This is a genomic window from Alcanivorax sp. DSM 26293 (assembly GCF_900107995.1).
Classification (GTDB): domain Bacteria; phylum Pseudomonadota; class Gammaproteobacteria; order Pseudomonadales; family Alcanivoracaceae; genus Alcanivorax.
The window spans coordinates 316,269-341,096 of record NZ_FNUM01000002.1; the positions used below are offsets into that span (position 1 = coordinate 316,269).

Annotated in this window: 17 protein-coding genes; 2 read left to right on the forward strand and 15 right to left on the reverse strand. The window is 54.5% G+C overall.

Annotated elements, in window-relative coordinates:
• Positions 1 to 35 precede the first annotated feature (35 nt).
• Complete coding sequence (locus C4S63_RS05000) at positions 36 to 683, forward strand: lytic transglycosylase domain-containing protein (RefSeq protein ID WP_062816056.1); 648 nt, start codon at positions 36 to 38, stop codon at positions 681 to 683.
• Positions 684 to 775: 92 nt separating this feature from the next.
• On the opposite strand, the gene C4S63_RS05005 is transcribed toward C4S63_RS05000, so the two are convergent.
• On the reverse strand, positions 776 to 1,078 hold the full coding sequence (locus tag C4S63_RS05005; RefSeq protein WP_063509914.1) for a Rieske 2Fe-2S domain-containing protein: 303 nt from the start codon (positions 1,076 to 1,078) through the stop codon (positions 776 to 778).
• Between the two features lie 220 nt (positions 1,079 to 1,298).
• Positions 1,299 to 3,671 carry a phosphoenolpyruvate synthase gene (gene ppsA, locus C4S63_RS05010; RefSeq protein ID WP_062816058.1) on the reverse strand — a complete coding sequence of 791 codons (2,373 nt, stop codon included), beginning with the start codon at positions 3,669 to 3,671 and terminating at the stop codon, positions 1,299 to 1,301.
• Positions 3,672 to 4,135: 464 nt separating this feature from the next.
• On the opposite strand from ppsA, the gene C4S63_RS05015 reads away from it, so the two are divergent.
• Positions 4,136 to 4,954, forward strand: a complete 819-nt coding sequence (locus C4S63_RS05015; RefSeq protein ID WP_062816059.1) for a pyruvate, water dikinase regulatory protein — start codon at positions 4,136 to 4,138, stop codon at positions 4,952 to 4,954.
• Positions 4,955 to 5,235: 281 nt separating this feature from the next.
• On the opposite strand, the gene C4S63_RS05020 is transcribed toward C4S63_RS05015, so the two are convergent.
• The 13 genes from C4S63_RS05020 to C4S63_RS05095 form a co-directional block, all read right to left on the reverse strand.
• A complete protein-coding gene (locus C4S63_RS05020; protein WP_200819505.1) occupies positions 5,236 to 6,582 on the reverse strand; it encodes a hypothetical protein in 1,347 nt (448 codons plus the stop codon).
• A gap of 34 nt (positions 6,583 to 6,616) precedes the next feature.
• The gene (locus C4S63_RS05025) at positions 6,617 to 8,866 is read right to left on the reverse strand and encodes a DUF6160 family protein (RefSeq protein WP_234999938.1); all 2,250 of its coding nucleotides are present in this window, start codon (positions 8,864 to 8,866) and stop codon (positions 6,617 to 6,619) included.
• A gap of 44 nt (positions 8,867 to 8,910) precedes the next feature.
• Positions 8,911 to 9,603, reverse strand: coding sequence for a hypothetical protein (locus C4S63_RS05030; protein ID WP_146063352.1), 693 nt, complete (start codon positions 9,601 to 9,603; stop codon positions 8,911 to 8,913).
• Positions 9,604 to 9,707: 104 nt separating this feature from the next.
• The gene (locus C4S63_RS05035; protein ID WP_146063353.1) at positions 9,708 to 11,027 is read right to left on the reverse strand and encodes a hypothetical protein; all 1,320 of its coding nucleotides are present in this window, start codon (positions 11,025 to 11,027) and stop codon (positions 9,708 to 9,710) included.
• Positions 11,028 to 11,428: 401 nt separating this feature from the next.
• Entirely contained in the window at positions 11,429 to 12,913 is a 1,485-nt protein-coding gene (locus C4S63_RS05040) for a bifunctional 2-methylcitrate dehydratase/aconitate hydratase (protein WP_103916897.1), read from the reverse strand.
• 166 nt (positions 12,914 to 13,079) lie between these two features.
• Positions 13,080 to 14,258: a 2-methylaconitate cis-trans isomerase PrpF gene (gene prpF, locus C4S63_RS05045; protein WP_103916898.1), complete on the reverse strand. Its 1,179-nt coding sequence runs from the start codon at positions 14,256 to 14,258 to the stop codon at positions 13,080 to 13,082.
• A 116-nt stretch (positions 14,259 to 14,374) separates the two neighbouring features.
• On the reverse strand, positions 14,375 to 16,966 hold the full coding sequence (acnD, locus tag C4S63_RS05050; protein WP_062816066.1) for a Fe/S-dependent 2-methylisocitrate dehydratase AcnD: 2,592 nt from the start codon (positions 16,964 to 16,966) through the stop codon (positions 14,375 to 14,377).
• Between the two features lie 168 nt (positions 16,967 to 17,134).
• Positions 17,135 to 18,265: a 2-methylcitrate synthase gene (gene prpC, locus C4S63_RS05055; protein WP_062816067.1), complete on the reverse strand. Its 1,131-nt coding sequence runs from the start codon at positions 18,263 to 18,265 to the stop codon at positions 17,135 to 17,137.
• Positions 18,266 to 18,351: 86 nt separating this feature from the next.
• On the reverse strand, positions 18,352 to 19,239 hold the full coding sequence (prpB, locus tag C4S63_RS05060; protein ID WP_103916899.1) for a methylisocitrate lyase: 888 nt from the start codon (positions 19,237 to 19,239) through the stop codon (positions 18,352 to 18,354).
• A gap of 72 nt (positions 19,240 to 19,311) precedes the next feature.
• On the reverse strand, positions 19,312 to 20,007 hold the full coding sequence (locus C4S63_RS05065; RefSeq protein ID WP_103916900.1) for a GntR family transcriptional regulator: 696 nt from the start codon (positions 20,005 to 20,007) through the stop codon (positions 19,312 to 19,314).
• A 97-nt stretch (positions 20,008 to 20,104) separates the two neighbouring features.
• On the reverse strand, positions 20,105 to 21,805 hold the full coding sequence (locus tag C4S63_RS17260) for a hypothetical protein (RefSeq protein WP_146063354.1): 1,701 nt from the start codon (positions 21,803 to 21,805) through the stop codon (positions 20,105 to 20,107).
• Between the two features lie 365 nt (positions 21,806 to 22,170).
• Positions 22,171 to 23,091: a hypothetical protein gene (locus C4S63_RS05090; RefSeq protein ID WP_146063355.1), complete on the reverse strand. Its 921-nt coding sequence runs from the start codon at positions 23,089 to 23,091 to the stop codon at positions 22,171 to 22,173.
• Between the two features lie 56 nt (positions 23,092 to 23,147).
• A complete protein-coding gene (locus tag C4S63_RS05095; RefSeq protein ID WP_103916906.1) occupies positions 23,148 to 24,815 on the reverse strand; it encodes an OmpP1/FadL family transporter in 1,668 nt (555 codons plus the stop codon).
• Positions 24,816 to 24,828 lie beyond the last annotated feature (13 nt).

A 24,828-nucleotide genomic window follows, 5' to 3' on the forward strand; every position in this document is an offset into this window, starting at 1 on the left:
TCAAACAGCGCGCATTCAATGGGGAACGGGACACAATGCGACTGACCGGGCTGCTGGCTCTGCTATTGAGCGGCATGATCAGTTTTTCAAGTGCTGCGGCAAGCGATATTTACAAGTATCGCGCCGCCGATGGCACCATTCTGTTCACAGACCAGCCCCAAGACCGGGTTGGCAGTGGCCATACCCTGCTGTCCATCCGCAAGGGATGGAATTATCAGCCCCGTGCGCTAAGCGATGCAGAGCGTGACCGTTACGATACCCTGATCACTTTCGCAGCCAGCCAGCACCGGGTCGATCCGGCGCTGGTGAAAGCCGTGATCCATGCGGAATCCCTGTTTAACCCGAAGGCCATCTCCCGTGTGGGCGCTCAGGGTCTGATGCAGTTAATGCCCGAAACGGCGGCCTATCTGAAAGTCAGCAACCCGTTTGATGCCCGTGAAAACATTCTTGGCGGCACCCGCTTTCTGGCCTACCTGAAAGGCAAGTTCTCTACCCTGGATCATATCCTGGCGGCCTATAACGCCGGCGAAGGGAATGTGCGCCGCTACGGTGGCATCCCTCCCTTCAAGGAGACCCAGGCCTATGTGCGTAAGGTCAAACAACTGCGCCATCGTTACAGCAGCCACTTTGTCGCAGGCCTGGGTGACGAGAAAGTGGTCTACGCCTCCCCCATCCCTCAATAAGATGCCTGGCCCTTCTGGCACGTGCCGCGCCGTCAAAAGAAGAGAGAGTCGTCCTGTTCAGTCAGCCCGATTTTCTGTGTTGAAGCCAGTGGTTAGGGAGACAAATCCACACCCAGCCAGGGGCCGTCGTAGTCAATTCGGTATTGCTGCAGCTGGTAGTTGCCATTGAGACAGCGGCCACTCCGCAGGGAAAAGGTCAATCCATGCCCTGGGCAGCGAAGCTCCCCATGACTGATGGTGCAGCGATCCAGAGCAAAGTCTGCATGGGGACAGCGACGCTGCATTAACCGGGTTTCGCCCTCTTCATGGACCAGCAAAAGCTCAAGCCGACCGACTTTTACGGGCAATCTCAAGCCATCATATAAATCCAGCGTCCTGATCAGGCGATGAAACATGGCTTCCCTTCTCTCCGATTCGATACACCCGGCGACCTTGACTGGCGGCCTCAACGCCACCTCAACCCATCGCCGAATCAGGCTCCAATCAGGCTGTCACTTTCAAAAGGCATGAGCGGCTGCAAAGCACCTTGTCGCCAACATTGCCACTAACGTAAAAAGCCCGCAATAGCGGGCTTTTTACTTTGCCGTGAGGCACCAGATGGATCAAGCAGGCTAATCAGTTGCCATGCTTCTCCGCCAGGTAGAACCAGGTATCCAGGACGGAATCCGGGTTCAGGGACACGGAAGAGATGCCCTGCTCCATCAGCCACTTGGCAAGATCAGGATGATCAGATGGCCCCTGGCCACAGATGCCGATGTACTTGCCCTGGGCGTTACAGGCATCGATAGCCATCTTCAGCAACTTCTTGACCGCCGGATCGCGCTCGTCAAACAGATGGCTGACGATACCGGAATCCCGGTCCAGGCCCAGCGTCAACTGGGTCAGATCGTTGGAACCGATTGAGAAGCCATCAAAGTGCTGCAGGAACTCATCGGCCAGCAGCGCGTTGGTGGGCAGCTCGCACATCATGATCACGCGCAGACCGTTTTCACCACGCTTCAGTCCGTTCTTGGCCAGCAGGTCAACCGCTTGCTCGGCTTCGCCAACAGTCCGGACGAAGGGCACCATGATTTCCACATTGGTGAAGCCCATGACGTCACGCACTTTCTTCAGGGCGCGGCACTCAAGCTCGAAGCAATCCCGGAAGTTTTCGCTGATGTAACGGCTGGCACCCCGGAAGCCCAACATGGGGTTCTCTTCTTCCGGCTCGTAGAGCTTGCCGCCGATCAGGTTGGCGTACTCGTTGGACTTGAAGTCGGACAGACGAACAATCACCTTCTCCGGATGGAAAGCCGCGGCCAGGGTGGAAATCCCCTCGACCAGCTTTTCCACGTAGAAATCCACCGGATCACCGTAACCGGAGGTGCGCTTGTCCACATTCTGCTTCACATCCTTGGGCAAGGTATCGTAGTTCAGCAGCGCTTTCGGGTGCACACCGATCATGCGGTTGATGATAAATTCCAGACGGGCCAGACCGACGCCCTGGTTCGGCAAACCGGCAAAGTCAAAGGCACGGTCCGGGTTGCCCACATTCATCATGATCTTGAATGGCAGTTTGGGCATGGATTCAATGGAGTTGCGCTGAATATCGAATTCCAGCTGCCCCTCGTAAATCTTGCCGGTATCGCCTTCCGCACAGGAGGCCGTAACTTCCTGACCGTCGCTGAGGACTTCGGTGGCGTCGCCACAGCCAACAATGGCGGGAACACCCAGTTCGCGGGCAATGATCGCCGCGTGGCAGGTGCGCCCACCACGGTTGGTGACAATCGCTGCTGCACGCTTCATGACCGGTTCCCAATCCGGGTCTGTCATGTCGGTGACCAACACGTCGCCGGGCTGGACCTTGTCCATTTCCTTGATATTGGTAACGATGCGCACTTTACCGGCACCAATACGCTGGCCAATGGAGCGGCCTTCCACCAATACCTTGCCGGTCTGTTTGAGCAGGTAGCGCTCCATCACATTCACATCGGAGCGGCTCTTCACGGTTTCCGGACGGGCCTGCACGATGTACAGCTTGCCGTCGTCACCATCCAGCGCCCATTCAATATCCATGGGCATGCCGTAGTGCTTTTCGATCTCGATGGCCTGACGGGACAGGTTCTCGATTTGCTCGTCGTTCAGACAGAACGTCATGCGCTCTGCCGTATCGACTTCCACAATCTTGACGGACTTGCCCGCAGAGGCTTCAGCACCGTAAACCATTTTCTGCATCTTGCTGCCCAGGTTACGGCGAAGAATGGCAGGCTTCTTGTTCAGGAGAGTCTTTTTGTGAACGTAGAATTCGTCAGGGTTAACCGCGCCCTGCACAACCATTTCACCCAGACCGTAGGAGGCAGTGATAAAGACCACATCACGGAAACCGGATTCAGTGTCCATGGAGAACATAACCCCGGCGGCGCCGGTTTCTGAGCGGACCATGCGCTGCACGCCGGCAGACAGGGCCACCAGTTTGTGGTCAAAACCCTGGTGCACGCGATAGCTGATGGCGCGATCATTGAACAGGGAGGCAAACACTTCTTTGACGGCAATCATCACACTGTCGATGCCGCGAATATTCAGGAAGGTTTCCTGCTGGCCGGCGAAGGACGCATCCGGCAAGTCCTCTGCGGTAGCGGAAGAACGAACCGCTACCGGCAGATCCGCATTGCCTTCACCAATCTGTGCATAGGCGTCGCGGATAGCGCTATCCAGAGCAGGCTGGAAAGGTGCATCCACTACCCACTGGCGGATCTGCTCACCGGTCTTGGCCAAGGCGACCACATCATCCACATCCAGGGCGCTCAAGGCGTCATTGATCTTCTGTGTCAGATTGTTGTGCTCGAGGAACTCGCGAAAGGCTTCAGCGGTGGTGGCAAAACCGCCCGGAACGGAGACACCCGCTGCCGACAGATTGCTGATCATCTCACCGAGGGATGCATTTTTGCCGCCTACGCGTTCAACGTCATTTTTCCCCAGGTCCTGAAACCAGACTACATATTCCGCCAAGGTCGTCTCCTTTTTACGTATTACCGTTGATTACTGGCCTGAGCCGGCGCTAATCGAGCCGACATTCTACTCAAAACCCGCACAGTTTGCCCGCCCCTCGTCGTAATTTGGGTACGACTTTGGTCAATCCCTGCATCAGTAGCGAGCTGCGACTTGCCTGGCCTGTCTATCCCATTGAAAATGAAAGGGTATTTAACCAGTGGGCCAGCCTGTGCGGCGCAGTTTAGAAGGATGTGAAGGCAGGGACAACGCCCCAGGCGGTATTTCCCGAATTTGCCGGCCAATAGTTCGCAGATAGCACTGGCCCCGGACAACGGCGAGCTCTAGACTGTCATCATTGAAAACAATGACTTACGAACCCCCACAGGAGCGGCGCCTGAGCTGCGAACGACTGGCAACGCCTTTTTGCAAGTCAATACGCGGCTCAAGCGCCGCTCCTGCGGCACAGAAAACGGCTGACCCCCATGAAAAGAACGGCGTTTTATCTCTCTGACGGCACCGGCATCACCGCTGAAACCCTCGGCCACAGCATGCTCAGCCAGTTCGGCGATATCGAGTTCGTGCAGATCACCCTGCCCTTCGTGCAGTCGGATGAGCAGACCCGTGAAGCCGTGGCACGGATCAACCAGGCGTCTCGTGAAGATGGCCAAAAGCCCGTGGTGTTCTCTACCCTGGTCAACAGTGACCACCGAACTCTGCTCCACGGCTGTGACGGCCTGGTACTGGATCTGTTCGGGGCGTTTCTCAACCCCCTGGAAGACGAGCTGGGGGTGCGCTCAAGCCACAAGATCAATCAAAGTCACGCCATCCGCGATGCGGAGTCTTACCGAATCCGTATCAACGCCGTGCATTTCGCCCTGGACAACGACGATGGTGCCCGCACCCGTCATTACGACCAGGCAGACGTCATCCTCATTGGCGTGTCCCGCTCGGGCAAAACGCCGACCTGCCTCTACCTGGCTTTGCAGTTCGGTCTTTTCACCGCCAACTACCCGCTCACCGAAGACGACTTTGACGACCTTCGTCTACCCAAGCCGCTCATGGAGCACAAACACAAACTCTTCGGCCTGACCATCAACGCTGACCGCCTCAGCGCTATCCGCAGCGAACGCAAAGCCGGCAGCAAATATGCCTCCCTCCGTCAGTGCGATATGGAGTTAAGAGCCCTGGAAGCCATGTACAACAAGCACAACATCCCGTACCTGGATGCCACGGAGTTGTCGATCGAGGAAATCAGCACGCGGGTGCTGGCAATGAAGGGATTGAAGCGTCGGTTGCAGTAAACCTGGATCCTGGCACCATTCCAGTCAGCCACATTTCTCATTCAAGCTAGCCCGTAGAGGTACCCTGACGCTGACAGAAAAGTTTCCATTGGTGAGCATTCCTTTCAAAGCACGAGATTACAAGACGCTCACACTATTCAACATCGAAAGAGATTTTCCTGATTGTAATTGCCCTCAATGATTCGCGAATCGGGGGGGGGGGGCAGGAAATGGCTGAAGTTTCCTCATTTGCTTAGCAAGAGAAGCATATGCCTCTGAGTCAAGCCTCAGGGCAAATTCCGTTAGCAAAAACGGGCACTGCCCCAACAATTGCGATATGGCGCAGGCAAACCAACAATATTCCCGTCACGCGCATTACTACTGCCAGCAATGCCCTGAACAAAATTGGATACCTTATCGTCGATAACAAGATTAAAAGCATCTGGCGCATACATCGACCAACCTGCAGCCATTGCTCTTTTATAACCAGGATAGCGTATAGACTCTTTCTGGAAGGACAACCCAAATAACTCAGTTGCGACATCAAGCTGATGAATATTTTTCAAGTTGTATGGAAGGACATAATCATTAAGTTCGCCAGGAGTAATATTCAACCCATTAGCCAATTGCCCTTTAATATAATCACCAACCCCACCCTTCAAAAGGGGCAACAACGCGTTAGCAAGGCCATCACCAATGATGAAAGAACAACTCCCAGAAATTCTTAGTGCACAGATCCGATTAATCGAAACATCATCAACAATATCATCAACCAAATCGGCAAGAGCCAAGCCCTCAATTGGAACCTGAGTTACTCGATTTCCAAAAACCTCCGCAGCAATGTTTTCTCGTGATTGACCGCCATAATCGATAGTCAGATTTCGATAAAATATTCTGTAGATTCCAAGATTAAGAACATTGCCATCATTAAGACCGAGAAAAGCGCTCGCATCGGAGTAACGTGTTCGACCACCCGCATTAGGGCAAGTATCCGGACTGGTGCATGTTGCTGCAACATCCGTTTCCCCTCGCAGAAAAACGTCTGCCTCGCCATTCAAGTAGCCGCTAAAAGAGTTCAAACTACCGAAACTGAGCGGACCTGACACATTCTCTCCACCCAAACGTATTCCCACAACTTCTCTTAGTGTTTTGGTGTCATCATTTTTGATTGCAAATTGGAAAAAAGGCCGCTCAATGGAAAAGTCTTCCATGCCAGCTTGAGGCCCTTCATTAACTGCTCCAACCTTTTGATTAGTACCAGGAGCTGGGGATAGTGTTATGCAATTTCCTGAGCTGTTTGTAATGCAACCCAATGAAAAATTATCAATATCAAGGTCACAGCCCACACCATTTACACCCCCACAACCCAACTGAAGCTTTTCAATATTCAGGTTCAGGTCCAGCAAGGCGTCCAAGCCTGCTGTATAAAAAGTCACCCCTTGGGTGCCATTATCAAGGTCGTCGCCTACAACCTTGTTCATCTGCAACAGAGCCTGGCCCGTCACTTTAGAAAGCTGCTCATCACCCATCTCAATCATTGCTGATACAGACAACGAATAAGAAAGACTCAGCAGAAAAAGCATCCCTGAGAAAGCTGCCGACATTGTCTTTCCAAATACAATACGTGCTGTTATTTTCATTGTTGACATCCGTAACTCCGCACCCCAGCTTTCATTAGTGAAATTATTGCTGCTCCAGTGTAAGTGAGGTATAAATTTTCCCAGCAGGTACAATCATAGATCCTAGATCTTTACCACCAAATTCGATTCTTCTAATCTCAAGTGGGTCTCCAGCGCCACCGCCTGGCTTACTCGCCAAGGCACCAATATTCATATTGGTCGCGATCCGCAACTTTGGTTTGCCGTCCGCCTCTTCCGTTGCTGTCAATAAATCAATTTTCCCACCGCCACCGGCTAGAATCGCGTTTGTAGGAATTTCAATATCTCCGACAATATCAGCCAAACGTACATCCACATCCAATTTATTGAGATTGGGTTCAGCAAAAGAAATATATGTGCCATCCGCACTGCCAGTGATTTCACTGCCAGGGATGTCATTCAATTTGGCAAGACTAAGGAAGCCACCAAAATTAATTGCATCACCATTCGAAGACGGGAAAATTTTGAAGAGAAAATCGTCCAACTCTAGATTAATATCGATGTAACTACCGTAAACAGGGGATTCCATCCGAGGCACATCCCCCCCTCCAAACATACCGCGTAGTTGTAAGCGAACTTCATTAGAAGAAAGATTGAGGCCGTCTGCAAGAGACAAGCCAACCCCCATGTCATTGGCGGCAAACAGAAGATCCGCACCCATCAGACCAATAGCCAATCCATCTGCTGTTGGATTCAGCGGGTCGTGATAACTGGTTTGAAAATCAGTATCACCGATCATAAGATGGGTGCCATTTTCCCAGCGCGAACGATCCGGCCTCCCATTGGCATCAGCACCACCCTCTGTCTGGATAGCGGTGACCACATCCATGCTGAAGCCGGGAGAGCCAAGAGTTGAGCCATCACCTGACTGTGGATAGAGATACCAATTTGTGCTGATATCACCCAAGGTATAGATTAGCGCCCAACCTTCATCGATGTTATTCGCTGCAGAGACACCATCGCGATAGACAACCCTGGAAGAGTAAGCATGAAGGCCCCACTCTCGGTTTATAATGGCAAGCCCCGTGTCAGAGGGAGCAATCTCCAAAAGCTCCGTTGGCAAAACACCTCCTGTTGATGTGGTACAACCGGAAGGTGTACTCCCATAAGTGTTGCCACCCCCGAAGCAGATACCGCCAATACTTTGGTGCCCGGCTGAGACAGTATCCAATGTCAGATAACCAAACTCGACATCTTTACGGGTCTGCCCAAGCGTAGTGGGCATGCTGATTGGCTGGGTAAATTCCAGATAAGATTGTTTCTGGTCACCAGTATCTTCATATTTCGCCTCGCCTAGGACAAACTGGAAATTGTCTGCAAGGTTCAAACCGAGCGAGGCCGTAAGCCCCTGAGTGAAAGTACCATCATCAGGCAACCATGTGCCTTGCGGGAGCAAGTGCAAGTCAAAATCCTCAATCCCGCCGCGCCAACCGAACAGCAGCATGGGAATGGATTGTTCATTGAGTTGGAAAGCCGTAGAGGCCGTATTGGCCACATTGGCGAAAATATCGAAGGTGAGATTCAAGTCAGTACGTGAACCTAGCGCACTTCTTACCACTAAACCGTCGGCATCGACACCCACCGTGCCCTGATGCATATCAAACAGAAAGCCCAAATTATCCAATTGTATTTCAGTACTTCCTGCCGGCCCCATTCGGTAAAACATCCGACCCGGGTTGGCCATGGTCCATGTATTTGGATCAGGATCACTATTATCGATATCACCGACATTCACGATAACCCGTGCCTGGTTTGTGCTGATATTGGCAAAGCCACCATCGCCGAAGACGGCAAAGCGCCCACCGGAATCCAGCGCCACGGCACCAAATGAGCGGGACTCATCTGTCACTGACAGGCTATCGGCCTGCACTCGCATACGATTCCAGGTGGCATCCAGGCCAAGTCCTGGTCGGCCCTGATCATTGGTATAAGCATCAATGGCCAAGGCAAAGTCCAACGCCTGGCTGGCTTCGCTGCCATCGAGGTCAATCGGTTTTATGGCAAATTGGCTAGCATCAATGGCTGTGCCACCGATAATGATGTGATTCTGGATCGAATCGCTGTTAGCGTCTACTTCCCCATTGTCCAGTTCCCAGCGAATCTGTTCAGCCGTAATGGCATCGTTTTGCGGGACTTCCAGTCCGATTGTTACTCCGTCACGACCTTGGATTGCACCCATTTCCTGTTCGGAAAGCGCTTCCAGGGCATAGCTGTTCAGCGACCACAAAAGTAGTGCTGCGATAAAACTGCGCTCTATCCATTTATTATTTTTCATTTCTGCACACATAAACTCACCCGACGGTAGCCGACCGCTCGCGCCTAAAATCCGTACAGATAAAAGTCACCACCAAAGGCGATCCCCGCCTGGTAGCCATTGTTGTCGGCAATATTTAACCCCATAAAGGAACCGTTAATGTTCCTACTCCAGCCATCCTGTATTAGAGGCGATGAATTTGGTTCCACTGCCAATCCCTCAAAGTAAAGACCAAAGCGAACATCATTGAACTCCTGACCATCATTACTCGCTTCCGGATAACTGAGCCTTAGGCCAGCCATGTTCGCTAGGCCGGATGAGGCGCCACTAGAGCAATCGCCGCTAGGAAGAAGGCACGTGCCGTCTACCTCTTGAAATTTTTCTGCATTAAAGAAGCTATTGAACGCGGCACCAGAACCATAAGAGTCTCCTAACTCAGAGGCGTCCAGTGACAAACGGCGAAGATCGATAGAAGCATGGCCATTTTTAAAGACCAGCCATTCTGATTCGCGATTTTTTAACTGCATAGCAAAACGACAGTTCATGTTTCCCAAGCTGGCACCACCATTAGGAGTAGCACAGCCCGTAGCACCGGTCAGCCGCGCACCCGCTTCGTTAAAATCCGGGGTTCCTGGGTTATCTGCCTGATTACTGTTGAAGTAGTACTGAAAGCTCAACAGGATGCCCGCTTGGCCGGTGACCGCATCCATTTCTTCGTCGTCCAAGGCTTCGAGTGCCAAGACTGGATTCGCGTTCAAGCATGCTCCTACAATTAGGGTAGCGAAAGCATGGAGGGATTTCACGGTCGGGCGGGCCGTTACCCGGGAGGGCAACATGGAGGCTGCAAATGAATATCTCATGATTAATTGGCCCCCAATGTAGTGATTTTCATGTGATGAATTCGCATGCCTTCGATTCGGGAAATACCAATATTGGTAACATCGCTAGGGCTAGGGGCTGATCCGCCGGTGGGCGGGCTAACGAAGTAAATACCATTATCCGTATCATTCGGTCCCGGCAGCCCTACCCCGGTGCCAATATTAACGCCGGAGAAATCCCCCCAACGAACATAGCCTCGGGTGCCTTCGTTGGGGTTCTGGATTTCCCCGCCAACGATATTGCACGCGCCATCGCAATAAAAATCTTCGTATATTACTGAGGTATTGGGAATTCGAGTCAACTCAATAACAAAATCACCTGCAGCATTGCCGGAGCCATCTCTGAGCGCATCGAGGGTAATTGTCTGATAATGCAGAGTTCCCAGCGGCAGAAACGCATCCACATTTTTGAAGTACACACCTTCGTTGTCATCAAAATCCGGCACGTTGTGAAGCGTATCTGCTAATACATCTGTATCTTTTTGACGAACGGAAAAGCGAAAATCACCGGAAATTGCACTCTGGTAGGTAATACCCAAGGTCTTGTCAGCAGTATTTTCCGTCTGCATTAGCCGCAAAATGGCCGGCTTACCATCTTTGGTTACTGGCTTGCCATGAATTATCGTCTGGCTTTGCAGAAAATCCGCACCACCAGAGCAAGCGGGATCACTCTTGTTACACGCGCCAATAGCAGCATCATTATTGAGCCGGTCCACCTCCAGCTCACCCCAGAAGCTCCAACGCCAATCCTCTGTTTGACTGGGGCCAATAAGCTCGAGAATGGTTGGCTTTTCTGTGCCACCAGTGCCATCCAGATAATTCCCCTGATAGTCATAGCCCTCATAATCGAAGACACGCAATACATAGGGGTCATAGACTGATGCCATGGCACCAATGCCATATTCATTGCCAGTTTGCCCAAGGGAAGGGTTATTTCCATTACCTAACGGACAAGCCAGGAAGCTGTTGCCATAGAGGCTGTTTCCACCACAACCACCGCCACCACCATTCAGCGTGGCGTACCAGTCCGTGCCACCGGCCTGAGAACCGTTTGTCATGGAAAGGCCATAGTAGCGGGCATCACCGCGCTGCCAGCCGACGCCGTTTACCGACGCGCCGGTCAGTTCGATAAAGCTGGTGGGTGCAAAGCGCATGCTGAAATTATCTAGCGCAAAGGCGAAACCCGCCCCCTGAACTTCAGAGAGCGAAGAATCATCCAGCTCTTTAAGAGCCATTGCCTGGGAAGCGCCGAGGGTGAGGGCCGCTCCCAGCAGCATGTGGGAAAGGGAGTTGTTGCGCCGCACTGTGACCTCTGTCTTGTTGTTATCAGTCTGGCCGTGAAGGGTCTTTGGGCAGGACTGGTTACTTATGCCACAAGGTTACACATGCTGTTAACGCGCCACAACATGTGTTAACAGAAACACTACACTATGTCAGATTTAAAATTTAATGAATTTCAACAAGTTGAAGCCTATATACACCAGGTTTACTCAGTATATGAATATTCGTGCGCCAGGAATTCACTCCGCCTGTTACAAATATGCACACTTTGGGGGAGATTGTGGATGCTGAATCGCAGCAAGAGCATCATTAACTGTGCTGATGAGGTGCGGGGTTGGGCGGTTCGCCATGCAAGCATGGCCCCAACAGGAAATTCGGGGGTTGCGTCGTGCTGACGAAATGCTCCGACTTTTCTGCCGAGCTCTTACAAAGCCAGCATATCCATGAAGTCATTGACCGGCATGGCTTCAAGCCCATCACGGTCCTGGCAGCGTTCCAGGATTTTCTCTGATCGCGCCAAGGGGAAGCTGGTAAGCAGGTTACGACGGAATTTGCTTTCCAGTACAGGGATCCCCTCCTCCCTGCGACGGCGGTGTCCAATGGGATATTCCACCGCCACCTTGTCCGTGCGGGAACCATCCTTGAAAACTATCTGGATGGCATTGGCGATGGACCGCTTATCAGGGTCGTGATAATCGGACGAGTACTGTTTGTCTTCCCGGACGATCATTTTGTCGCGCAGGCTGTCGATCCTGGGGTGGCTAGCATGGAAATCATCCTCATAGTGTTCGGCAGTCAGTTCACCGAATATGAGGGGTACGGCGACCATGTATTGCAGACAGTGGTCTCTGTCCGCCGGATTGGCCAACTTGCCCTCCTTGGAGATGATACGAATAGCGGAATCGTGGGTGGTAAGCTCGATCCTGTCGATTTCGTCGAGACGATCCTTTACCTGAGGGTGCAGCGTTACCGCCGCTTCACAGGCCGTCTGGGCATGGAACTCTGCCGGGAAACTGAGTTTGAAGAGAATATTCTCCATGACATAGGAGCCATACTCTCGCTGAAAGCGGAATCTGCGCTCTGCCTCGGTTTTGATCTGCTGGTCCTTGTTGGTCTTGGAAAACAGTACGTCGTAGAAGCCCCACTGCTTGGCCGTCAGCGCACCGGGGATCCCCATCTCCCCTCTCAGCGCGATATCGGCCAGTCGCACGGCCCGGCTGGTGGCATCGCCGGCAGCCCAGGATTTTCGTGAACCCGCATTGGGGGCATGGCGGTAGGTACGTAGAGACTGACCATCAACCCAGGCATGGGAAATGGCGGAAAGCAGCTGTTCGCGATTGGCGCCCATCATTTTTGCTGCCACGGCCGTGGACGCCACTTTCACCAGCACCACGTGGTCCAACCCTACCCGGTTAAAGGCATTCTCCAGTGCCAGTACGCCCTGAATTTCATGGGCTCGGATCATGGCATCAAGCACGTCCTTCATGGTCAGCGGCGCCCTGCCCTGTGCCATCTTTTTCTGGGATAGATGGTCTGCCAGCGCCAGAATAGCTCCCAGGTTATCCGACGGATGTCCCCATTCTGCTGCCAGCCAGGTGTCGTTATAGTCCAGCCAGCGGACAATGCAGCCGATGTCCCAGGCAGCTTTGACTGGGTCAAGACGGTGTGAGGTGCCAGGTACGCGGGCAGGATGGGGAACCAGGGTGCCCTCCACGAGGGGGCCCAGGTGTTTGGTGCACTCGGGAAAGCGCAACGCCAGCAGGCCACAGCCCAGGGTGTCCATCAGGCAATGACGCGCCGTATTCCAGGCTTCTTGCGAATCAATGCGGTAATTCAACACATAGTCCGCAATGGCCTGAATTTCCGGGTCATAGTCCGGGCGTTCGTTACTATCCACATTGCTGGGCATGGTGACGCCTCCCCGTTGATGGGTTGGCCTTCAGGGTCGCCCCGGGGTGACAGAGGGTCAAGGGTTGGAGAAGACTAAATCAGCGGATATTCGCCTTGCGAGCAAGGCTCCAACGGGGGTGGCTATTGTTGGAGCTTTGCTCGCAGTGCGAAGTCGGCCAAGCGAATCAGAAGCAGTCGCCGGGGACCCGCACCCAGCCTTCCATCAGCACACGTGCACTACGGCTCATGCTGGCTTTGGTGGCAGTCCACTGGCCGTTCACTTGCTGGGCGCCGGCACCGACGCGCAGGGTGCCGGAGGGGTGGCCGAAGGTTACACTGTCACGTTCGCCGCCTCCGGCGGCCAGGTTAACCAGGGTGCCCGGCACCGCCGAGGCACTGGCGATGGCCACGGCGGCGGTGCCCATCATCGCATGGTGCAGCTTGCCCATGGACAAGGCCCGCACCAGCAGGTCCACCTCCCCTTCTCCGATTTGCTTGCCACTGGATGCGGTATACGCCTTCGGTTTTGCCACAAAAGCAATTTTGGGGGTGTGCTGGCGGGCTTCTGCTTCCTCGATATTCTCGATCAGTCCCATGCGCACGGCACCGTAAGCGCGAATGGTCTCGAATCTCTGCAGCGCGTCCTTGTTTTCGTTGATATCCCCTTGCAGCTCGGTACCGGTGTAGCCGATATCTTCTGCGTTCACGAAAACCGTAGGAATACCGGCATTGATCATGGTCGCCGGAAAGGTGCCGACGCCGGGAACTTCCAGCTCATCAACCACATTGCCCGTGGGGAACATGGCGCCGTCGCCGTCTGCCGGATCCATGAAGTCCACCTGCACTTCCGCGGCCGGAAAGGTCACCCCGTCCAGCTCGAAGTCACCGGTTTCCTGGACTTCCCCGTTGGTGATCGGTACGTGGGCGATGATGGTTTTCCGGATATTCACCTGCCAGATGCGCACCACCGCGATGCCATTTTCAGGAATGAGTTCGGCAGCTACCAGTCCATTATTGATGGCAAAAGCCCCTACCGCCGCGGTCAGGTTGCCGCAATTGCCGCTCCAGTCAATAAAGGGCTTGTCGATGGAGACCTGACCGAACAGGTAATCCACGTCATGATCGGCGCTCTCGCTCTTGGCCAGAATCACTGTTTTGCTGGTGCTGGATGTGGCACCACCCATGCCGTCAGTGTGTTTGCCGTAGGGGTCCGGGCTGCCGATCACTCGCAGCAACAGTTTGTCACGGGCCTCGCCCGGGACCTGGGCCACCTTCGGCAGATCCGTGAGACTGAAGAACACGCCTTTGCTGGTGCCCCCACGCATGTAGGTGGCCGGGACTTTTATTTGAGGTGCATGAGTCATGCGTTTTCTCCTTCAAAAAACCCCGATGAGCGAAGCCATCGGGGTTTCAGATTCTTCGCCTTGCGAGCAAGGCTCCAACCAATTTCGCTGAAGCCTGGCTCACATTAAAGAACGACTTAACTCGCCTCTGCCATGAAGTCCTTGGCGAACTTCTGCAGGATGCCGCCAGCGGAATACACGGAGACTTCCTCGGCAGTATCCAGGCGGCACTTGACCGGTACACGTTCCACATCGCCATTCTGGCGGTGGATCACCAGGGTCATGGTGGACCCGGGCGCGCGCTCCCCTTCCACGTCGAAGATCTCTGTGCCGGCCAGACCCAGGGTCTTGCGGGTAGTACCTTCTTCAAACTGCAGAGGCATGACACCCATGCCGATGAGGTTGGTACGGTGGATGCGTTCGAAGCCTTCGGCAACGATGGCTTCCACACCCGCAAGAGCCACACCTTTAGCCGCCCAGTCACGGGATGAACCCTGGCCGTAGTCGGCGCCGGCGATAATGATCAGCGGCTGTTTGCGGTCCATGTAGGTCTCAATGGCTTCCCACATGCGCTTCACTTCGCCTTCCGGTTCAACCCGGGCCAGGGAGCCCTGGATCACATTGCCCTGCTCGTCCTTGACCATCTCGTTGAACAGCTTCGGGTTGGCCAGGGTGGCACGCTGGGCCGTCAGGTGATCGCCACGGTGCGTGGCGTAGGAGTTAAAGTCTTCCTCCGGCAGGCCCATCTTGTGCAAGTAGGCACCGGCAGCGCTGTCCAGCAGGATGGCGTTGGAGGGCGACAAATGGTCAGTGGTGATATTGTCCGGCAGGATCGCCAGCGGACGCATACCTTTCAGGGCACGGGCCTCGGCCATGGTGCCTTCCCAGTACGGCGGACGGCGGATGTAGGTGCTCTGCGGGCGCCAGTCGTATAGCGGGCTGGCTGCGCGCGCGCCGTCGCCTTTCTTCTCGAACATGGGGATGTAGGTTTTACGGAACTGATCCGGCTTTACGGATGCCTTGACGATGGCATCGATTTCCTCGTCAGCCGGCCAGATATCCTTGAGCATGATCGGATTACCATCCTGGTCGTGGCCCAGCACATCCTTCTCGATATCGAAACGGATGGTACCGGCAATGGCGTAGGCCACCACCAGCGGTGGCGAAGCCAGGAAGGCCTGCTTGGCGTAAGGGTGAATACGTCCATCGAAGTTCCGGTTACCGGACAGTACCGCGGTGGCGTACAGGTCGCGATCAATCACTTCTTTCTGGATTTTGGGATCCAGCGCGCCACTCATGCCGTTACAGGTGGTGCAGGCAAAGGCCACCACATCAAAGCCCAGCTGCTGCAGTTCCGGCAGCAGGTCCGCTTCTTCCAGGTACATCTTGACGGTCTTGGAGCCCGGCGCCAGGGAGGATTTCACCCAGGGCTTGCGGATCAGGCCCAGCTTGTTGGCGTTGCGGGCAATCAGGCCGGCAGCGATCATGTTGCGCGGGTTACTGGTGTTGGTGCAGCTGGTGATGGCAGCAATGATCACCGCGCCATCCGGCATTTCGCCTTCTTTCTCTTCCCACTTGCCGGAGATGCCACGATTGGCCAGTTCAGAGGCCGGCAGCAAGGCATGAGGGTTGGAAGGGCCTGCCAGGTTGCGGCCGACGCTGGTCATGTCGAACTTGAGAACGCGCTCGTATTCGGCGGTCTTCAGGCTGTCTGCCCACAGGCCGGTGGCTTTGGCATAGGTTTCCACCAGCGACACCTGCTTGTCTTCGCGGCCGGTGAGCTTCAGGTATTCCAGGGTGTTATCGTCGATGAAGAACATGCCGGCAGTGGCGCCATATTCCGGCGTCATGTTGGCGATGGTAGCACGATCGCCCACGGACAGGCTGTCAGCGCCTTCGCCGAAGAATTCCAGGTAGGCACCGACAACACGCTCGCGGCGCAGGAACTCGGTGATCGCCAGTACCAGATCAGTACCGTTAATGCCGGGACGCAGTTTGCCGGTGAGCTCCACGCCGACGATGTCAGGCAGACGCATCATGGACGGGTTGCCCAGCATCACGTTCTCGGCCTCGAGACCACCGACACCAACAGAAATTACGCCGAGCGCATCCACCATGGGCGTATGGCTGTCGGTACCGACACAGGTATCCGGGTAGGCAACGCCATCGCGCACCTGGACCACCGGCGACATTTTCTCCAGGTTGATCTGGTGCATGATGCCATTACCCGGCGGAATCACGTCCACGTTATCAAAGGCGGTCTTGGTCCAGTTGATGAAGTGGAAACGGTCTTCGTTGCGGCGTTCTTCCACCGCCCGGTTTTTCTCGAAGGCATTATCTTCAAAGCCCGGGTGTTCCACAGCCAGGGAGTGATCGACGATCAGCTGGGTCGGTACCACCGGGTTAACCTTGGACGGATCACCGCCCTGCTCGGCGATGGTGTCGCGCAAGCCGGCCAGATCCACCAATGCGGTCTGGCCCAGGATGTCGTGACAGACAACCCGGGCCGGATACCAGGGGAAATCCAGATCGCGTTTACGCTCGATCAGCTGGTTCAGCGAGTCGGTCAATGCTTCCGGCGCACAGCGGCGAACCAGCTGTTCGGCGAGAATCCGTGAAGTGTACGGCAGTTTGTCGTAGGCCCCAGGCTGGATCGCATCGACGGCCGCACGGGTGTCGAAATACTCCAGCTCGGTGCCGGGAAGGGCTTTGCGGTATTCGGTGTTCATAGCCTGGGACTCTTTAGTCAATCCTGGGGACGTCTTACAGTCGCACGTCAGACGCTTTAAACAATTTCTGCTGCGCTCAAATGGGTATCGAATGTTGACAATCAAGCCACCTCGATCCGCATCGGCTTGAGCGCCGGGCGTCCGACATCAGACGCCCGGCGCGGTCAATCAGCCGCGCTCGGCGATCGGGGTTACCTTGCGCAGTTCCGGACCGGTGTACTCCGCACTGGGACGGATGATGCGGTTATCGGCACGTTGCTCGAACACGTGGGCGGCCCAGCCAGTCAGACGGCTCATCACGAAGATAGGGGTGAACAGTTTGGTGGGAATGCCCATGAAGTGATACGCAGATGCATGGAAAAAATCCGCGTTGCAGAACAGTTTCTTCTCGCGCCACATAACTTCTTCACAACGCACGGATACCGGATACAGCACCGTATCGCCCACATCCTTGGCCAGCTTTTCGGACCATTGCTTGATGATGGCATTCCGCGGATCGGATTCGGTGTAGATCGCGTGGCCGAAGCCCATGATCTTTTCCTTGCGCTCCAGCATGCCCATCATTTCTTTCTCGGCATGCTCCGCATCGGAAAACTTCTCGATCATGTCCATGGCCGCTTCGTTGGCGCCGCCATGCAACGGACCCCGCAAAGAACCGATGGCACCGGTGACACAGCTGTGCAAATCGCTCAGGGTGGATGCACAAACACGGGCAGTGAAGGTAGACGCGTTGAACTCATGCTCTGCATAGAGAATCAGAGATACGTTCATTACCCGCTCGTGCAGCTCGTTGGGCTTTTCGCCGCGCAGAAGATGCAGGAAGTGGGCGCCAATGGACTCGTCGTCAGTTTCCGGATCGATTTTCACGCCATCGTGGCTGAAACGGTACCAGTAGCAGATGATGCTGGGGAAAGCGGCCAGCAGACGGTCGGTGGCATCTTCCTGCTGACTGAAATCGGTTTCCGTTTCCAGATTACCCAGCATGGAGCAGCCGGTGCGCATCACATCCATGGGGTGCGCATCCTTGGGGATTTGCTCCAGAACAGTTTTCAGCGCATCAGGCAGACCGCGCAGGCTTTTCAACTTGGCCTTGTAGGTGGCCAGCTGATCCTGGGTAGGCAGCTCCCCTTTCAGGATCAGGTGTGCCACTTCCTCGAACTCGCAGTTCTCGGCAAGATCTTTCACATCATAACCACGGTAGGTCAGCCCCGAGCCACTCTTGCCAACGGTGGAGAGTGCGGTTTTACCTGCTACCTGGCCGCGCAGGCCTGCGCCACCGAGTTTTTTGCCTTCTGCCATTGTTTATCTCCTTGTGAAACTCATTTTCAGCAATACGAATTCTGCTCTGTGGGAACGTCTTTCAAGCCGCTCCCAGATAAAATCTCTCAGCCCTTGCCTTTGGCGAAGAGCGCATCCAGCTTCTGTTCGTAATCGTGGTAGTTCAGGAAATCGTACAGTTCCATACGTGTCTGCATGATGTCTACCACATCCTTCTGATGACCCTGCTCGCGGATGCTCTGGTACACCTTCAACGCCGCCTGGTTCATGGCACGGAAGGCACTCAGCGGATACAGGATCATGTCGGCGCCAGCCTCTGCCAGCTCTTCGCGGGTGAAGAGTGGCGTCGCACCAAATTCAGTGATATTGGCCAACAGGGGCACATCCCCAAGCCCTTTCTTGAAGGCCTTGTAATCTTCCAGGGTGTGCACAGCCTCAGCAAAGATGCCGTCTGCTCCGGCATCAATACAGGCTCTGGAACGCTCGATGGCCGCCTCCAGGCCATCTTTCTGGAAGGCGTCGGTACGGGCAATGATGAAAAAATCATCATCGGTCTTGCCGTCTACGGCCGCCTTGACTCGGTCAACCATTTCTTCCTGGGAAACAATTTCCTTGTTCGGACGGTGCCCACAACGCTTCTGGGCCACCTGGTCTTCCAGGTGCACCGCGCCAGCGCCGGCCTTGATCATTTCCTTGACGGTACGGGAGATATTGAACGCCCCACCCCAACCGGTATCGATATCCACCAGCAACGGGGTTTCCACGGCACTGGAGATGCGGCGCACGTCTTCCAGCACGTCATTCATGCTGGTCATGCCCAGATCCGGCATGCCGTAGCTGGCATTCGCCACGCCACCGCCTGACAGGTAAATAGCCCGGTAACCGGTCTGCTCTGCCATCATTGCCGCATAGGCGTTGATGGTGCCCATCACTTGCAGCGGTTTTTCTTCGGCCAGTGCCTTGCGGAAACGACCGCCGGCGGTGAGTTTGCTCATGGTAAATCTCCTCGTTATGAGCCCAGGGAGCTTGTTTCCAAACGAACTACGTTCGCCATGCGGGCATGGCTCCTACGGGGTATTAGCCGGTGTGGTGTACTGGTTTTCGATATTCTTGCGCGCACTGCTGATATGGCGACGCATTAACAGCTCGGCCATTTCCGCATCCCGGGCCTCGATGGCTTCTACGATTCGGCGGTGTTCATTGAGGGCTTTCTGGGGTCGATTAGCCACGGTGCTGAACTGATAGCGGTACATACGCACCAGGTGATACAGCTCCCCGATCAGCAGTTGGCTTAGCGTGGCATTGTGGCTGCCCTGGATAATGCGATAGTGAAAATCCAGGTCCCCTTCGCGCTGAAAATAAGCCACATCTTCGCGCAGATCCTGCTGCTGCTCATGCTGGGCCAGCACATCATAGAGGCCACGTACTTCCTCAGCGGTCATGTGCTCGGCGGCCAGCCTGGCAGCCATGCCTTCCAGGGCTTCGCGCACATGGTAGATTTCGATCAGGTCGTTGACGCTGAGGGAGGCCACGCGAGTCCCCACATGCACCACTCTTTCAAGCAATTTGCGGGATTCCAGGCGGCGTATCGCTTCACGAAGGGGGCCGCGGCTGACGCCATAGCGGCTGGCCAGCTCGGTTTCGCTGACCTTGGAACCAGGCAGGATTTCCCCACGCACAATATCGTCCTGGAGCCGGGCGAAGACCCGATCTGCCAGTGTGCGAGTGTTTTCAGGCAAGGAGCCCGGGGAAGCAACAGACATAAAACAGCCCGATTGTTGACAATCTGAACAACCGGGCTGGACTTTACGCCCCTAAACAGGATGTTTCAAGAGGCATTGTTGACAATTAGCGTTAAGTCTAAGGCGCCATTGGGTCACAGTTCTGGTCGCCAGGGGCTCCCTTGAAGAATTGCACGGCGCCCACGGTCAGTGAGTTAAAAACCTTACTCTCTAACTCAGTGGGGGGATCCTGGAACGTCTCTTCCCGCATTATGAGGGGAAGATAGCTCTGCTCTACCCACTTTGCACGAAGACCGATTTCGAAATTTTCGTCACCCAGTCGGTACATTGGCGCACATTCATCAGCCTCTTCCCTCAAATCAATTCGACCTTCAATCGCCGTATTGTAGTGAGGAATAGCGCTTCGAACGTCAAGACCGGGGGCCAACATCAATGACACATTGGCACTTCTAGGGGTCTCAAAAGTACGCGTCACAAAGCCCACATCATGGTTACTGAGCTGGCAGCTATCCTTGGCTTGGTTCCAGGTTCCAACTTCAATAAAACCATCGCTCTTGACTGATAAACAGAACTCGCCAACCGGGCCATCTGGCCCGAGACCTTCATCAAGACGAATACGCTCATCCGTCGGGCCATCGCCTGTTTGCTGATAATTACCAGCAACAAAGCAGTTTTCGCCATTGCGATCACAGGAGACCGGGGTAACTTCCTCGTTCTCTTCCGGACTGTCGTCATCAGGGCTGGGAATTTCTGAGCATACCGCATCGTCATCATCTTCACCGACACAGGCACGCATCAGACGAAGTGTATAAACTCCCACAAGATCTGAGACAATGGAACCATCAGGTCTGGCTTGAACAACGGCAGTTTTGCTTGCCCGAAACGGCAAAGGTTTATCATCGGCCAGATTCTGGGTAAGCAGAGTACCCGTCACCTTGCCTTTTTCCGAGTCTGCCAGCGGCTCAACGCCACTGGGGAAATCCAGATTGAAATCACTGCGGCCTTCAACCGTTACACCAGAATAAAGCCCACTGGCAAGGAATCGACCAGAGAGATCTGCAACGGTATCAAGTTCATCGGCATCGCCGATACCACGGCCCAAAAGGCCGACAAACAAATTTGAAGGCGCCCCCTGCTCTTGAAACTCAAGCAAATCTGACAAGCTGGCATTGGATCTGAAACCCACATAATCAAATGTGCTATCTTGCTGACTTGTAGCTCTAAGACCCAGTCCACCACCAAGGATTTGACCGTCTGGTAAAACCAATGCATTCAATGATAGAGAAATATTCGTGCCGGGCGCCCCACCATAGTCACACGCTTCAAGTTCAACCCCTTGAAGTATGCATTCCTCTGAAACGCTGAGGGCGTAAAGACCGGAACGTGTGCGGTCATTGGCGAACTCGACATTTTCCTGGTATGACTCGGTACTGGAAGGGTCAAAACCATCCACGTTGTACAACTGGCTCGCATTAACGTTATCAATCAATCCCTGCCAGGCATCCTTGAATGCAGCATAATCAGAGTATGCAAAGCCATCCGCAGGAATCAATTGCGGCTGAGCATCAATGATAGTATTCGGATCGCCATCATCCCCATTCTCATCGGGCTCTCCTGGAATAATGATGGCTTCGTCAGAGTCATTGCCCTGTTCGTTGAGAGCATGAAGCAAGGCCGAGCGATTCAATACGGAGCTTGCTGTGCCCAGCTGCCCCTCCTGAACGGCCAACCGTCGAGGCGGATCCAGCAAATCGGCTATCGTTACCTGATAAAGCTCTTTACGTTGCTCAAGAGGGAATACATATTCCCCTAAAGTCACACGATTCCCCTCGAATACTCCGTTCCCGATATAAAACTCGATAGAGCGTGAGCTTGCCGGACACAATGCATGGTATGCGGGCACCTCGATATCACCAATGGGGGTGTCACTGCCCCTAGTGAAGCCGTTAGAGCTGCCACATCGGTAGCCCAAGTTGGCAACTCTGGGACCCTGTAGCTCGACCAGAGATTCCCCACGAGGGTTGATGTTACAGGTAGCCCCTAGCGGACACCCCGGAACCGTAGCATCAGAAAAATCCTCGCCGCCATTACAGCCAGCCAGCGCCAGGGCAGCAAAAGCCATTAATGTTAGATGTCGCATAATTCTTTACCTGTCATCTCAAGCCGGGAAGGCCCCGACTGAATTCATTGGGCGGATAGCAGCAACTCGCCGTTCAGTACTGCCTGCAACCCATCAGTGCTTGGCTGTTCTTGTTGATAAGGCAGGAAAACCACCAAGTGGCGTTGACCGGATTCACGCGGAAAGGTTCCTTGCAGATAGCCGTAACGGTACCAGGTCTCCGGGTATTTTCGACTGAACGGTTGATCGACAAGAAGCAGTGGCCGCCCCTGCTCATCCAGCCAGAGAAGCTGGGCAGCCACATAGTCTTTTTTCCGGATAAATGCCTTCAGATCAAGACTGTTCACATCTTCGGCAAACTTAAGCGCCTTGGCCTTGAATGGCTGATCACCAAGCAAGACCGGACTGTCCGGGGCAAACGTAATCAGTATTTCCTGCCCGGCGCCAAGGGTTTCGCTTTCGTCAAGCAAGTGCAGGCAGCAATCCTGCCTTATCGTCCGATAGGTTTCCAGGAACCCATCGCCGCCGGATAATTCCGCATAGTCAGGCTCAACCCGGTTTTTGGCTTCTTTCTCTGCCACCATATCCACCGGACGGCTCACTAGCTGGCCGCTTTCATCCATATAGGTGATGAAGCGGTCTCGCTCTTTCGCTGCAAGCTCCTGGTCAATCTCTTCACTGGGCCGGTAATCCTCAAGGGGTGCAGACAGCAAATCACCACCGGATGTGTCGATAGTGTCGATAGTGTCGACAGTTTCAACACTGTCTTCCTTGGCCTCTTCCGCGGCTTGCTCCGACAGGGGCTTTTCAATGGTAACCAGGTTCCCCTGGGCATCCGTGTAAACGTAAAACTCACCCTGCCCCGGGTTGCTTTGGCAGGCAGAAAGAAGCAGGCAAAAGGTCATTACCAATGCAAAGGTATGCAGTATTGGTTTCACGCCATCACCCTGCATCTTCTTCTGTTCTCCACGACTGCATGCACCCATGATGATTCTGCAGGACTCCTCGCAAGCCAACCTGGCAGCGTTCGTTGTATGCAATATTAGAAACGGGTTCTGAACGCCAGCCCCATAATCGTGACTGTCGCTTCGGTTTTGATATCCAGCCCTGCATAGGGGTTGTACACCACATTGTCGATACCCGTACAGTTTGCCGCACAGCTTGAATTCGCCGGGATTTCATCCTCGCTGCGAAGCTGGGCAATCCCCAGGTCGATATCCGTATCCTTATCCCATTTGTAGCCAAGGCCGAGGCTGTAGTATTTGGCCTCGTTGATCGGCACCAGCGGGCTGCGACGGTCCTCAGGAATGGCCGACGCCCGCGGCTCGTAGCCGGCACGAAGCTGGATACGACCGGTGAGATCATAGGAAGCACCAAACGCCAGATTCCACGTGGACTGGTAGTTCAGCGGATAATTTAAACGCGTTGAGGTAGAACCCGGTGAAAACAGACGCGCCAGACTAAGCACCGCTGAGCTGCGGTCAAAGGCAAACTCGAAGGAATCCCACTCTTTGTAATCCGCCCAGACCGCATCGATATTAAACTGCAGTCTTTCGGTGGGGCGAATTTTGATGCCGGTCTGAAATGACGCCGGCATGGTCAAATCCATGCTGACTCGGCCCACTTCCTCTGGCGCAACACGAGAAGGAATTCCAAGCACCGCCAGGGCAATGGCACCGGTGGCAGAACTCCCAATACCATTAATGGTTTCCTGGGCAGCATTGGAGTAGCTGATTTTGTAATCACCGCGCATATGCGTCTTGGCCGCTGAGCGCCATACGGCCCCCCAGGCAAACCGGTCATTAGGCTCCCACAGAACACCCAGGTTGTAAGAGGGACTGAACCGCTGATCCATTTTGACGTCCAGGGATGCCAGATTCTTGAACGGACCCAGGCCTTCCTCCGGGCGACAGATCCCGAACAGGATCAGATCGAGAGCAATATTTGATTCCCCTTTGAAGGGAGCACAGATGCTTTCATCCAGCACTCGTGCAAAGCCCAAAAGCTCGTTGGGAGCACGAAAATCCTGCTCCAGTGCAACCGCCTGAAAACTCATGCCGATGGAGGCACCGATCGAAAGCTCATCATTCACCCGGTAGCCCACCGATGGGGAAAGATAGGTAATACGCTCCAGGGCAACCCTTTCCCCCATGAAGTTACCGACGTCATCTTCATCGCGATAAAAACCGGCCGCCATGGGCAAATACGTGGCTGTGCCGAAGGTAAATTTGGAGCCTGCAGGGCGAATGGAAAATGCCGGCAACGGGCCGGCAATCAACGGCCCCGGCGGCAGATCCACGGTATCGTTAATAAAGGGGACATAGAGAGAAATCCCCTCAATAGTACTGTTCGCGGTTTTAAAATCCCGACAGAAATCCACACCATCATTGGGGGCATCATTACAAACCACCGGATCATCGGAAAAGCCGAAAACGTTATAGTCCGGTGGCGCGGAGAACTCCGAGTTCAAGCTGAAGTCCGCAGCGAGGAACTGCAAATCAACCCTGCGACCATCCAGTTTGGCAAGACCCGCCGGGTTAAAGTGAATAGCCATAATCCCCGGTGGATCGGCCGTGACTGCGTGGCCCATGCTCATGGCCCGCACATCAATCGCCAGGTTGTTCGCCAGCTGGGCGTTGACACTCGTTGCAAACGCCCCACCCAGCAGAGCCACCAGGCCAAAGACCAACGCCTTCTTGTTATTTTTCATGGCATGCCTCTCA